10 protein-coding genes and 3 pseudogenes are annotated in these 13,238 nt (G+C 67.9%); 9 read left to right on the forward strand and 4 right to left on the reverse strand.

The window, feature by feature from the left end:
• Positions 1–22 precede the first annotated feature (22 nt).
• The 4 genes and pseudogenes from ACZ4WH_RS05460 (at position 23) to ACZ4WH_RS05475 (ending at position 4,607) form a co-directional block, all read left to right on the forward strand.
• Positions 23–928, forward strand: a complete 906-nt coding sequence (locus ACZ4WH_RS05460) for a sigma-70 family RNA polymerase sigma factor family protein (RefSeq protein WP_468176838.1) — start codon at positions 23–25, stop codon at positions 926–928.
• Between the two features lie 128 nt (positions 929–1,056).
• A pseudogene (locus tag ACZ4WH_RS05465) lies at positions 1,057–1,695 on the forward strand (sigma-70 family RNA polymerase sigma factor); the annotation flags it as partial.
• A gap of 493 nt (positions 1,696–2,188) precedes the next feature.
• Positions 2,189–2,767, forward strand: a complete 579-nt coding sequence (locus ACZ4WH_RS05470; RefSeq protein ID WP_468176840.1) for a hypothetical protein — start codon at positions 2,189–2,191, stop codon at positions 2,765–2,767.
• Between the two features lie 883 nt (positions 2,768–3,650).
• Positions 3,651–4,607, forward strand: a complete 957-nt coding sequence (locus ACZ4WH_RS05475; protein ID WP_468176842.1) for an alpha/beta fold hydrolase — start codon at positions 3,651–3,653, stop codon at positions 4,605–4,607.
• An 840-nt stretch (positions 4,608–5,447) separates the two neighbouring features.
• Here ACZ4WH_RS05475 and ACZ4WH_RS05480 read toward each other — a convergent pair.
• Entirely contained in the window at positions 5,448–7,949 is a 2,502-nt protein-coding gene (locus ACZ4WH_RS05480; RefSeq protein ID WP_468176942.1) for an ABC transporter permease, read from the reverse strand.
• Between the two features lie 577 nt (positions 7,950–8,526).
• On the opposite strand from ACZ4WH_RS05480, the gene ACZ4WH_RS05485 reads away from it, so the two are divergent.
• Complete coding sequence (locus tag ACZ4WH_RS05485) at positions 8,527–8,829, forward strand: transposase family protein (RefSeq protein ID WP_468176844.1); 303 nt, start codon at positions 8,527–8,529, stop codon at positions 8,827–8,829.
• 130 nt (positions 8,830–8,959) lie between these two features.
• On the opposite strand, the gene ACZ4WH_RS05490 is transcribed toward ACZ4WH_RS05485, so the two are convergent.
• Positions 8,960–9,292 carry a hypothetical protein gene (locus tag ACZ4WH_RS05490; protein ID WP_468176846.1) on the reverse strand — a complete coding sequence of 111 codons (333 nt, stop codon included), beginning with the start codon at positions 9,290–9,292 and terminating at the stop codon, positions 8,960–8,962.
• 48 nt (positions 9,293–9,340) lie between these two features.
• On the opposite strand from ACZ4WH_RS05490, the pseudogene ACZ4WH_RS05495 reads away from it, so the two are divergent.
• Positions 9,341–9,487: pseudogene (locus tag ACZ4WH_RS05495) on the forward strand (IS5/IS1182 family transposase); the annotation flags it as partial.
• A gap of 140 nt (positions 9,488–9,627) precedes the next feature.
• On the opposite strand, the gene ACZ4WH_RS05500 reads toward ACZ4WH_RS05495, so the two are convergent.
• Positions 9,628–10,440, reverse strand: coding sequence for a class I SAM-dependent methyltransferase (locus ACZ4WH_RS05500; protein WP_468176944.1), 813 nt, complete (start codon positions 10,438–10,440; stop codon positions 9,628–9,630).
• Between the two features lie 223 nt (positions 10,441–10,663).
• A pseudogene (locus ACZ4WH_RS05505) lies at positions 10,664–11,216 on the reverse strand (ATP-binding protein); the annotation flags it as partial.
• A 101-nt stretch (positions 11,217–11,317) separates the two neighbouring features.
• Between ACZ4WH_RS05505 and ACZ4WH_RS05510 the strand changes: the two are divergent.
• From ACZ4WH_RS05510 to ACZ4WH_RS05520, 3 genes are read left to right on the forward strand one after another with little or no spacing between them, the layout of a single operon-like run.
• Positions 11,318–11,563: a hypothetical protein gene (locus ACZ4WH_RS05510; protein ID WP_468176848.1), complete on the forward strand. Its 246-nt coding sequence runs from the start codon at positions 11,318–11,320 to the stop codon at positions 11,561–11,563.
• A 3-nt stretch (positions 11,564–11,566) separates the two neighbouring features.
• Positions 11,567–12,781 (forward strand): hypothetical protein, encoded by a 1,215-nt coding sequence (locus tag ACZ4WH_RS05515; RefSeq protein ID WP_468176849.1) that lies wholly within the window; start codon positions 11,567–11,569, stop codon positions 12,779–12,781.
• Positions 12,688–13,140, forward strand: a complete 453-nt coding sequence (locus ACZ4WH_RS05520) for a hypothetical protein (RefSeq protein WP_468176851.1) — start codon at positions 12,688–12,690, stop codon at positions 13,138–13,140. Before ACZ4WH_RS05515 ends, ACZ4WH_RS05520 begins: the two co-directional genes overlap by 94 nt.
• Positions 13,141–13,238: the final 98 nt, after the last annotated feature.

A 13,238-nucleotide genomic window follows, 5' to 3' on the forward strand; every position in this document is an offset into this window, starting at 1 on the left:
CCTGTGAGAAGGAGGATGCCGTATGGACCAGGCCGGTGACGCAGTGCCGATCGCGGATCTGCTCGACGAACGACGGCATCTGCTCAATGTCGCCTACTGGATGCTGGGCTCAGGCCCCGAGGCCGAAGACGCCGTCACTGAGACCTACCGTCAGTGGTACAGCCTGACCGATCTCCAGAGAGCACACATCGACGATCCCTGTGCCTGGCTGACCCCGACCACGGGCTCCATCTGCCTGGCACGCCTCACCCTGCCCCCCGAACGACGGCCCACAGGCCTGGGCGGGAAGGACGGCAGTACGGCGGCGGAACTCCACCGTGCCCTGGAGGAGGAGATCAGCGACGCCCTGCTCAACGCACTGGACACGCTGTCCCCCGCCGAGCGAGCGACGTTCGTCCTCAACGACGTCTTCGCCATGGCACCGCGAACGGTCGCAGACATCGTGGGACGGACACCACTCGAATGCGCCGAACTCGCCGACCGCGCCCGCCGCAGCCTGCGTACCAACCGCGCACACCCCACCACACCCCAACAGCACGACAGGATCGTCCGCGCGGTCCGACAAGCCTGCACCACAGCAGACGCCACCCACTTGGCATCCCTGCTGGCTCCCGACGCCACCGCGTTCTTCGACGGCGGAGGCAAGGTCCGCGCCCTCACCCGACCGGTGCACGGCAACCAGCACGTCGCCCGCACCCTCCTCACCCTCCTCACCCCCCGCCGCGACACCACCCTGCACCTCAGCCCGGCCAACGGCCGCACCGCAATCGTCGTACGCCACAATGACGAGGTCGCCGCCGTCATCAGCTTCGACATCGCCGACCACCACGTCATCCAGGTCTGGGCCGTCCTGAACCCCGACAAACTCCGCACCTGGAACCGTCCCCACGCCCCCGGCACCCCCACTTCCGCGGCACTCAAAGACTGAGACGCCTCCACACCGTGTGGCTCCTGATCGATCTGTAACAGATCGGGGATGGCCCTGGTCTATGAAGAAGACACGGTTGAAGTCGTTGTGACTTATTGTGGCGTGTCCAGGACGGAGACAGAAGGATCATGCATCGTGAGACGTCCTCCACGGAGGCCACCCTGGACGAGGCCGTTTCCGTCTTCGTGGAGCTCCGCCCACGTTTGTTCGGTATCGCGTACCGCGTTCTGGGCAGCGCGATGGAGGCCGAGGACGTGGTCCAGGACCTATGGCTGCGCTGGCAGAGAACGGACCGCTCGGTGGTGGTGAACCCCGTGGCGTTCCTGTCGAGTGCGACGACCCGGCTGGCCATCAACGTCGCCCAGTCCGCCCGGGTGCGCCGCGAGACCTACATCGGCCCCTGGCTGCCCGAGCCCGTCGACACGAGCAGCGACCCGGAGGTCGGCGCGCAGCGGGCCGAGGCCCTCGAGCTGGCCCTGCTGCTCCTCCTGGAGAAGCTGAACCCGAGCGAGCGGGCCGCCTACGTACTGCGGGAGGCGTTCGACTACGGCTACACCGAGATCGCGGAGATACTGCGGCTGACCCCTGTCAATGTGCGGAAGATCGTGAGCCGGGCGCGCAAGCACCTCTCGGTGGAGCAGCGGGAGTCCGTGGACAGGGCTGAGCACCGGCGGCTCCTCGATGCCTTCGTCTCGGCGGCGCGGACCGGGGACGTCGCCTCGTTGGAGGCCCTCCTGGCCCCCGACGACGTCCGTCCACCCGATGGCAGGTCCTCCGGCTCCACCCGCCGTCGAGAAGACAAGACGCTGCGCACCCCGCTGCCGGTCCCGGAGTTCGAGGGCGTTGCTGGAAGTCTGCTGCCCTGTAGGTGACGACGGCGCCGTACAGGGGTTCGGGAAGTACAGGAGCGCTCGGCGAGCCCGGCTTCCGAAGTGCGGTCGGCACGGCGGGCAGGCACCCCCTGGCCCCACTGGAGTCCCTTCGTCGTACAGGCCGCCCCTCCCGGCGGGTGCAGGCGCCGTCGCCGCAGAGGTGTTTGTCGTTGCGTTTCGAGCGGGCCAGTGGCAACAATGGTGGACAAACTTTCACCGAAGCATCACTGCATCTCTTCGCTGTGACAACGCAGGCTCCCGGATGCGGATGCGTCGGCAGATCGTGTCCCGCATATGATGCACCGAAGCGCCCATCCCAGCGTCCGAGTCGAGCGTCATCCCAGGTGAACTGGGCCGGGCGCGGCAAAGCTGAGGATGAGAGGAAGACATGGCCCCGGCAACTGGCGCGGCGCGCAACATCGAGGTCACCGCGGAGAGCCTGCGGGAGGATCTGGCCCATCTACGGCTCCAGAAGCAGGCGCTGGAGAGGGAACTGGCCGCCGTCACGGCCCATCTCGACACCGTCCAGCGGGCCTTGGGTGCACTCCAGGTCCTGATGGCAGATCCGGCGGGTGGCACCCCGGCCCCAGCGGACACCGTCGATGCGGGCCGGCGTCGTACCCCAGAGCCCAGGCGGGCACACACCACTCATCCGGCCGCGCCTTCCTCCGCGGCAGAGGTCACCCGAGCCCCGGGGCAGCCCGAGGACCGGCAGCGGCTGGGCAAGCGGGCTTCCCGTCCCGAGGCCGACGAGAAACGAACCTACGGAAAGCTCACCGAGCAGATCATGGAGTACTTCTCGCAGGCCGGCGACGTCGACGTACGTGCCCGCGACGTAGCGGCGGCGCTGGGCCGCGACACCGACAATGGAAGCATCAACGCGGTCCGCAGCACACTCGACCGTCTCGTCGGTACGTCCCGGGTCCGGCGAACTGGTCGCGGTCTCTACCGGGCCCAGCGTTTCTGAGCGGAGCCGCGGCCCCGGACGCCGGCTCGCGGGGGATCGATTGACGTCCGGGGCACTGCACCCGCTCAGCTCCGTGCAGCGGGTGTGGAAGCGCTCCTGACGCCCATCGTGGGTTGCCACGCTGCGCCGGAACACTGTGATCACTTTACCGCACTCTCACAACGCTGAAGACCAACGGTGGTGACGTACATCCGAGTCTCGTAACAAGGATGTGACGAGTACGTCGACGCCCCGAACGGAAACCGTCCTCCGCGCACCATACTGCTAGGTGTGAACACCCCGCACGACCCCTCCGGGTCCCCCCTGGCAGCAGATGTCGCTGGCTGCCCGGACCGGACGTCTCGTCGAGTGCGGTACTCGCACGGCTCCTTCGCGCGGCACGGCCGGCCGAGGAACTGCTGGAGGAACATTGCGTCGTCAGCCCGGCAGGACGATCACCAACGTCGGGGACTTCGACCTGCTGCGCAGACACTGCGCCGGGCGGCTCCCGGGCACGCACTGACACCGGGGGATCGTGATCTGATCGGTGAGGTGGTCTGCGATCGTAACGGGACACCCTGATCTGTTCCTCCACATACGGCCCGGCGATGGGAGTCCCAGTACAGGTAGTCCTGTAGATCCGTCAGACCACGCTAGGTCTCATCCTTCGCATCCATGGTGTGCTCCAGCCACAGGTGTGCCACGTTACGCCCTCGGTGCCGCGGGCCGCTGCGCCCGGTCGTCTGTGCGGTCGCGGGCGTGCGAGCGTGCGAGCGTGTGCCAGATGGTGTCAGGGACCCATCGTATCTCTCTCTCGCGAGACAGCGACCCATCCGATAACAGTGTGATGACATGTTGTGTTTCTTGTTGGAGGACGCCACCCCTCAATGGATCATCAGAAGGCGTGAAGCACTCGCAGCAGCCGCGGACACTCCCCCGGACGACCGACGACCCGTCATCGCCGCTGTCCCCCGGCACCCACACGATCACCGTCCCTCACGGCGCCGCGCATGTCGAACAGCGGTACCACGTCGCTGGTTCTGGCCCTGTATGCATCGCCCACTCGGGCGGGCCGGGCATCGGCTGGGAATACCTGCGCATGCCTGCGCTCGAACGGAGCCTGACCATGGTGTACATCGAGCCGGTCGGCACGGGCTCCTCCGGACGACTCCCCGATCCGCACGACTACTCTGTGGCCACGTACGCGCAACTCCTGCACCGTGTGGTCGAACACCTGGAACTGCCTGAGGTCATTCTGCTCGGCCACTCCCACGGTGGTTTCGTCGCCCAGCAGTACGCCCTCGACCACCCCGGACGGCTCGCCGCCCTGGTCCTGTATGACACGTCGCCGGCGGCGGACGAGGAGTTCTGGTCGGCGGCGGTCGCCGCCATGCAACGGTTCGTGGACCGACACATCGACGAGCATCCGGAGGTGGCCGGTTACGTCGCTGCCCTCACGACCCGCCTCGATCTGCTCGGCGACGACGGCGCCACCGCCGTCCTGCGCACGATCATGCCCGCCTATCTCTTCGACTACTGGGGCAGGCAGGAGGAGTTCGCACCCGCTCGCCAATCGCTTCGGATGTATGCGGCCCCCACCGAGGGCCAGGGCACTCCGTTCGACGTCCAGGACGCCCTGCCCGGTATCACCACACCGGCACTCGTCCTGGCCGGCAGGCAGGACTTCATCTGCGGACCGCGATGGGCCCGCCTCCTGCACGAGGCCATGCCCGCCGCCGAGTTGTCGATCCTCGAGGACACGGGGCACCTCGCGCATATCGAACGGCCCGCGCAGTTCAGCGCTGCGGTCCTAGCGTTCCTCCGCGCTCACGGCGTGCTCGGGAGCCAGCAGAACCCGTAGCCGATTCGTCGGACACCAGTGGGAAGCGTGCACAGGACGGGCCGCGGTGCGCCGCCCGCACCGCGTGCCTTCTACGATGCTGCCGACGCGCCGGAATCGACGGTGCAGACGGAAGTGGCAATGACGTCGGACAGCAAGACGTGGGCGGTCTCCGTGCGGCCGGCGCCGGAGCGGACGCCGTGACGTGGCCGATCAGGTCGGCATGCGGGTCTACCGGCCGTACTCCTCAGGCGACGCTACTGAAGGCGACCGCGTCGACCGGGCCGGAGATCCCCGCGAGCGGATGATCGACGGACAGCGCGAGCGGGGCGACAGGGGCGGTGCCGGTGCCGTCCGCCCGCAGAGCGGTGGCCGACCAGCTTCCAGCACAGCCCCTTCGGGAGGGCGTCCTACGTCGATCACCCAGTCGTTGCGAGGATCGGCGCTGCCGCCGGGAGGCCGGAGAAGTCCAGCTCCCCGGGTTCAGCCGTCGGCAGCGGGGCCAGACCAGTGCCGTCCGTGCCGCCCCGGGGAACCGACTCTCAGGTCGGTGATCGCGACGACACGCAAGGCGAAACCCCATTCTTGGGCAAGGCGGTCGCCACGCCGGGACATGGGTCAGGCCAGCGCACGGTTGACGCCGCCGTATCCGAGGAGGGCGAGGTCGTATCGACCCATGTGCTCGCTCCTTCACAGTTGACCGCAGCCTCCGGTGCGCCGCACGGGTCCTCGCTCCATGGCCTGTCACCTGGTCCATGCCGACATGGCCGCCAGCCGAGCCGATGTGACTGCCTTGGCGACATCCCGACCAGTGCCATGACCGAGCACGTCTACCGAGGCGCCGCTTACCGGGTGCGGACGTCACTCGTGGCGAATGGCCTCCACGCGGGTGACCTGCCGCAAGGTCGGCAGCGTCAGCACGGTCACCAGCAGAACCGCTGCTGCGCCGATGCCGGTCATCGCCAGCATGCTGATCCAGTCGAATACCGCTGTACGGCCGATGAGGTGGAGGAGAGTGCCGCCGAGCGCGGTGCCGACCAGAACTGCGACGAGCATCCCGATCGTCACGGGCAGCGCGGTCTGCCACAGCACCGAGCCACTGAGGGTTCGCCGCCGGGTGCCGACCGCGACGAGCATGGCCATGACGCGCTTTTGGTCCCTCAGTTGTTCGATGGCGCCGATCAGCATGCTTATGGCGATCAGGAGCAGCACGACGGCAACGCCTGCGAGCAAGGCGCGCCTGATGCCGCTCAGGGCCGTGTCCTCCTTGCGCTCCTGCGGGAAGTCGACCTGGAACTGCGGGTTCAACCGGACCGCGGCAGTGCGGATGTGGTCTTGGACATCTTCTTGGGACGTTCGGTACGCAAGGCTCACGGCACGGGTCGCGTGTGCGATCGCGGTTGTGCCGGCGGCTTCAGGAGTGGCGAGCAGCATGGTCTCGGGGAAGGTGCCTTGAGGGTTTCCTGGCCTGGCGCGGGCTGTGGCGGTGATCCGGGGGACCCGCCAGGCCAGGCCACTCATGTCCATGCGCATCCTCATGCCTGTCTTCCACTCGGTCGTGTCGTCCGTGCTCCCGCTGCGGGGGGCGACCAGGAAGGCGTCGCCGTCCGAGCACGCGGGCACGGACGCCAGGAGACGGAGTCCGGCGCAGTCGGCGATGCGTACGGTCTGCGGGATTCCATAGGGGACCTCGCTCACCTGCAATTCGCTGAAGCCGACGGCCTGGGTCACTCCGGGGGTCCGGGCGAGGAGGGAAGCGTACGGTTTCTCGCCGTCGGCTCCGACAAGACGAACCAGGCCGACCTGCGTGTCCGGCGCCGACCGTTCCCGTGCCGTGGACGGGTGGTTCCCCGTATGGCTGTTGGCGATGCCGGTGAAAAGGGTCTGCAACGCGATGGCCCCGGCGACAACGACCACGATGCCGTTGACCGATCGGGTGGACGCTTCGCTGTGCGACTGCAGCCTGCGCATGGCGAGTTGCCAGGAAAGGGGGCCCGACCCGCCGGCCCGTTCGGTGAGCCGCTCGAGGAGCCAAGGCACGACGGCGGTCGCGCTCACGAGCAGCGCAAGCATCCCGGCGACCACCATGACGACACCTGCGGTGCTCTGAACCTCTGACGCGTCCCGGACGGACGTCCCTAGGAGCAACAGGCCGAGCAGGGGCAGGGCGATGCGCCACCACAGTCGCCGCTTGGCGCCGACGGACCTGCGTACCACTCCCAGCGGTTCGGCGACCACCTTGTTCATCGCCAGATGAGCGCTGCCGAGGGACAGGCAGGGCACGGCGACGACCACCACGGCCGCCAGGGACGGCTCGGGGGTGAGGTCCTGTGTGAAGACACTGAGTCCCTGGACGTCGACCAGTTCGACGAACCGGCGTCCCACCGCGAACAGGGCCGCGCCCACGACGACGCCGATGAGGGAGCTGACCAGTGTCTCACCGGCGGCGATGCGGGCCGTCATGCCGCGGTCCGCGCCGATCAGCCGCAGCGCGGCCAGCCGCCGGTCGCGGTGTTCACCGCCGAACCTGGTGGCGGCGGCGATGAAGACGGCGACCGGGGTGAGCAGTACCACGATGCCGACGACGGTGAGCAGGACGAGATCGGGGGCCAGGGGCTTGTCCGGATAGATTTTGCCGAAGTGGTCGAGCCGCCGTGCGCCCGCTACGTCGCTCTCCATATGCTCGCCGCCCAGGAAGAAGACGTACTCGCCGGGGCCGAGCAGGCCCAAGTCGCTGACCTCTCCTACGACCGGGTGGTCGAGGCGGGCACGCAGCAGCCCGTTTCCGGGCTCCGCGAGCAGTCGCTTGAGTGCCGGCGACACGACCATTTCGCCTGGCCGCGGATACCTGTCGAGTCCGGGCGGCACAGGGGCATCGGGTCCCTCGGGTTCCACGAGCCGACCACGGATCGGAACACCGTGGAAAACAGTGTCGATGTCGCTCACCAGTACGGTGCGTCGGGAAGCCGGTACGACCCGGTCGTCCAGGTTGACGTCGATGCGGCCGTGAATCCGCGCGTCGCGATGATGCCGAGCCGTGGGCACCGATGCCGCAAGCAGCACCACGGCGACACCGATTCCGATCCCCGCGGCCATCAGGACGGTTCGTACCGCGCTGCCCCGGCCGCCGATCAGGGCGAGTCTTGCTCCGAGGGCGAGCGCGCGCAACCCGCCGAGGCGCTTTCGGCGTTGCGGGGCCAGGGTCGGGACGGAACCGGGTTGATCTTGCCGGCGTGGGCTCACTGGCTTCCTCTCGTGCTGCGGCAGAGCCGTGCCCGGCCCGACGGCAGAGAGCAGGCTGGGACGGGAAGGCCGGGGCGAAGCCTGCCAAGGCGGCGTACGGAGTGGCCGCCTTCGGCGCATGCGACGCACGGCACGGCAGCCGCGGACGGGAGTGCGTCCGGGCGCCGGAAACGACTATACACAGTGTGTGTAGTGAGTCGGTGGCCCTTGAGCCGCCATCGTGGCCGCACGCACAGCTGGCCACGGAACTATGTCGCCCCACCACGTAAGCCGGTCACGTCCGGCCTGAGACGTTCTGCATCACTCCGCTAGTTGCTGTTCCTCCTACGTGGCTTCTCTCCCATCTGCTCACCAGTGTTCGTCGCGCGAGTCTTCGGCGAGATGCCCACGGTGTCGATACACCATTTCATAGGGGCACCGTGTCACTCGGGCCAGCCGCCAGGCCGCGTCGTTTTTCGTGGCTCCGCAACGGAGCCTCCGGCCTTCGGGTCCGGCATGACTTCCCCCTCCTGTCGTTGATGATCCGGGGGTGGTGTCACCGGGTCCGGAGGCATCGACGACCGCTGATGAGGGGCTTGAGCACCGGCTTCACCCGATCCGGAACACGTCGGGCAGGAACCTCATCCAGGCGACGCGATGCTACTGAGCGCGCGGGGTGGCAGGTTCCCAAGCTGGTCAGGCGTCGAGGGCCAAGCCGGTGCCGGCCGATGCCGGATACCAGGGCCTGGGTGCGCAGACCGGCGGGCGTGTGGTCACATCTCCGCATCGCAAGTTCAAGAAGAACGCTCCGGAGTGGTACGAGGAAATGCACGAGCGGCAGCGCAAGGCGCACTCCTCGCGACGCATCCGGGTCGAGCACGGCATCGCCCACCTGAAAAACTGGCGTGCCCTGGCCCGCCACCTCGGCCGCCGCGAGCACATGAGCGACATCGTCCAAGCCGTCGCTGGCCTGCTGTCCCACCAGCGGACCGCGGACCTGACGTCGCCACGGCAGACGTGAACACCGAGCCCCGCCGCCATCCTCGATATCTCACCGCTTACCGTGCACGAGCTGGTAAGAGTTGTCCCGCAACACTGGGCTCGTCCGTAGCGCCGGTTGTGCTGCGACGCGTGCATCTTCCCGCTGGCGCCTACAGGAAGGTACGTGGCACGGCGGCATGGGAGGCACTCAGTCCAGAGCAGCGATCACTGCCTCCGACAACCATCAGCCCGGCCTCCTGGATCCGCTGACGCGTGTCCCCTTCGTACAACCAGGCGCAAGCCTCGATCGCTGGGGAGAGTTCTGCGAGGAACAACGCGGCGCGCTTCAGTACGTGGGTTGCTCCCCTCCACGCCGTCGCGCACCGGTCGATCTCCTCCTGCAGCTGAAGGAGTGCCTGCTCATCGAACCCCTCGTTCATGCGCAGGGGCATCACGCAACGATCCGCCTCCTCCTCCAGACGACTGACCAAGTCTGTCTCCATGTGCGCCTCCGACTCGGGCAGTTCGCAGCGCGATGGGACGATCTTCTCTTGGCTGGTGTGATCACGGCTTCACAGCCGTCCTGGATAGGCCCGTTCACCGGGCTGAGCCCGCGCTGCTTCGGCAAGCTGGTGACCGCCCTGCGCCGCGAGGGAGCGGACACGGTCCGCCGAGGCCAGCCGTGGAGCCTGCCCCTGGCTGGCTTCGTAACCGACGTGCGACACCGTTTATCACCGAGTCCGGGCAGCACTTGACGATCACAGGGTCGGAAAATGCCGATGCGAACTGACACCGGTCAGGTGCTTACGTCCTCGGTGGGGAACCGGGAGGAGGCGCTCTACCGGCGGACCGCAGAGATCAGTCCGCCGGGCCGCTCCTCGCTCTGCGGAGGGGTGCTGATCGGGCGGCCGTAGGCGGCAGCGCGCTCGCGCAGGGTGTGGCTGCCGGCCTCCCAGCCGTGTCCGGCCAGCCAGCCCACCGGGTCGTCGGGCATCTCCGAGACCCACATGGACGCCGCCGATCCTGGCATGGCGTCCGCGCCGAAGCGCTCGATCACGCCGCGCGAGCCCAACGTCAGCCCCATCCAACTGCCTGCCGCCGACTGTGCGCTGATCCGGGCCAGCAGCAGTTCCACCGCGTCCTCGGGCAGATAGATCAGCAGTCCTTCGGCGATCCACACGGTCGGCACCGCCGGGTCGTGCCCTGCGGCGGCCAGCGCGCCTGGCCAGTCCTCACGCAGATCCACCGCGACGGTGATCCGCTCGCAGCGTGCGACGGCCCGCTCCTGGCGCAGCACCGAAGCCTTGAAGTCCAGTGGGGCGGCGGTGTCGACCTCGAAGAGCCGGGTGCCCTCAGGCCAGTCCATCCGGAAGGCCCGGCTGTCCATACCGGCGCCGAGCAGCACGACCTGCCGGACCCCGGAAGCGGAGGCCTGCTGCAACAGGTCGTCGAGGAACTTCGTCCTGATGACGATGGAGTACGACACGGCCAGCCGGCGGCGGCGCGCGGCCTCGTCATCGGGCAGCGGCGAGGAGGGCCATAGGCCGCCGGCGGTTGCGAAGGCCTGTGCCAGTGGGTCGCGGAACAGCGCGTTCTCCCGCTCGGTCTCCAGCGCCCGCACCCTGGCCACCCCCACCGCCGTGGCCCACACTCCCGACGGCTGCACCCGCTCCTGCTCATCAGTCACCGCGCCAGCCTAGATGATCGATTCCAAGGGGAGCTGATGAGTGGAGCCAGGTTCATGCGCGGCTGGCCGGTCATGCGCGCACGCTCGCCGTACTGGTCATGGCGCGCAAGAACAGGCGTCTTCCCCTTGACGGCCTCCTGAGCCGGCAAATGCGGCTCCCGCCGATGAAGGGCTTGGTGGTGCTACGTCAGCCGGAGGCGTCGTGTGCGGCGGCCCGGGCCTGGGTAAGGGCCAGGCGGTAGGGTTCAGTGCCTGTCTGGGTCAGGTTGCCGCCGAAGGTGGGCCGGTCGACGATGGCCGCGCAAAGCCGAGGGTCGGTGAAGGTTTTGGTCCAGCCGCCAAAACTCTCGTTCAGCAGCTCAGCACCCCGGCGGTCCAGGTCCATATAGCCCAGCTCATCAATGCAGAGAAGATCGACTCGGCCGTAGCGGGCGATCGTCTTGGTCAGCACCTTCTCGTCAGCGGCCTCGACCAGCTCGTTGACGAGCTTGGTCGCGAGTGCGTTAGCGGACCCGGTAGCCGGCCATCGCAGCCTCGGTGCCCAGCGCGATCAGCAGATGCGACTTGCCGGTGCCCGATTCGCCGATCAGGCAGAGCGGCAAGCCTTCTTGCCCTACTCGGGAGGTCGCCAGGGTGTGGATGACCGCAGGGTCCACGCTGGGGTTCGCCTCGAAGTCGAAGGCCCGCAGCGATTTCTCGCGGGGCAACTGGGCGGCCTTGATCCGCCGCTTCGAACGGCGGCAGACCGGCGGCCCTCCACCTCCGGATCGCGACCGCCGCCGCAGCCCGGGCCGAGCACAAGGCGGCGGCCGCCGTCGGCAAGCACCGCGCCCAGGTGAAAGTGAGGCTACGGCCAGGCAGGCAACTCCTCGGCCTGGACGAAAAGCTGCTGACCACCAAGACCACCACGTACCCGGTCTACGTCGACCCGGAGTGGAGTGGCAGGCCCTCCCAGCTGGACTGGGCCCGCATCTCGGACAACGGGTGGAACGTCTACAACTCGACCTCCACCACAGGCTCGACCAACGCGCGCGAGGGATGGGACAACTCCTACCCCGGCAACGGCGAACGCGCCCGCACCTACTAGCAGATGAACACCAGCGGCATCAAAGGCCCTGTGGTCACCCACGCCTCGCTGTACGTCAAGCAACTGTCTCCCGCTTCCTGCTCCGACACCCCGGCCGCCGTGTACGGCACCGACCGCCCCGCAGGATGGAGTTCCTCCTCGCTGTACTGGGGCCACGAACCCGGGGGGCGTACCAGCTCACTGGGCACCAACCCGAAGAGTCACGAGGCCGGAACCTGCCCGGTCACCAGCGGTTCCGACTCCTGGGTCAGCCCACCGTCGCTCGAGTTCGACGTGACGTCCCGGGCACAGAGTGCGGCCGCCGGCGGCTGGAGCAGCATGACGCTGATGGTCCAGTCACCTGACATGAATGACGCCACCCAGTGGAAGCAGCTCGCCTTCGGGGGCGGAGCCACCATGTCCGTCACCTACAGTTGCCGGCCCAAGCTCAAGAACGGCACCGGGACCCCCGCCATCAAGCCGTCCATCGTGAGTGCCGGCAACACGATGACCACCACCCACACCCCCACACTGTCGGCACGCGCGGTGAACCCCGACCTCGCCGGCGGCAGCGAACTGGTGCGCGTCGACTACCACGTCTTCAACTCCTCCGGCACCCTGGTCGGCCAGGGCTTCGGCCCCAACCTCGATTCGAAGAAGCGCGCCCGGTACAACACCAACGGCAGTGACTGGACCACACCGAGCCTGCCCGACGGCAAATACACCTGGAAAGCCACCACGCAGAACGCCGCTGGCTACTGGGCCGGGCCCGGCTCCGGCATCTGGACCAAAACCCAGACCTTCACCGTGGACACCAGCGCGCCACCGGCCCCCACCGTCACCTCAAGTCAGTTCCCGCCCAAACAGATCGGCGCGGCCTTCGACAGCAAGGGCGCCTTCGTCCTGAGCAACAACCACACCAACAACGTCACCGGCTACCTGTTCTGCCTGGACGCCACCCTCGGCAACACGGCCCACAGCAGCACCGTCGCCCACTGGGTAGCAGGAACGACGATCACACCAGGCAAGGTCTACTACGCCACCGCAGACAATGGCCCTGACACCGGGACTTCGGTCATCAACGGCAGCGCCTCCCCCGCCTTCGCCCCGGCAGAACAGGACCGCACACGCTGTATGCGAAGGCCGTGGACCAGGCCGGCTCGACATCACTCACCCAGACGGCCTACGCCTTCTACGCCGGCACCAGCTCCCCGACCTACGCCTACGGCGACAAGATGATCAGCGGCTGGACCGCCACCAACACCGACGGCTCGACCACCACCGTGCCCAAGGCGACGACCACCAGCACCGGCGGCCAGCTGATCAGCCAAGCCGCCGGCAGCGGCTACGAGTTCACCGACGGCTACCAGGCCATGCTCATCAACAAGAGCAGCACCTCCAAGGCCGTCAGCGGCGACAGCGCGACCTTCAGCTTCGACATACCCAAAGACGGCCCCTGGAGCTTTGGAGTCAACCTGACCAAAGCCAAGGACTACGGCATCTACCGCCTGACCCTGGACGCGGGCAAGACCACTCAGTCCACCTTGATCAGTGGCTTCGACGCCTACAGCCCCTACGTCCCCTCAGCAGCTTCCTGAACAACACCGCCACCAGCACCTTCACCACCACAACCAGCCCTGCCGACGCCGACGGATCGGGCAACAGCATCAACGCCGCCGACCTGACGAGCATCGCA

The organism is Streptomyces sp. NPDC029138 (genome assembly GCF_055564375.1).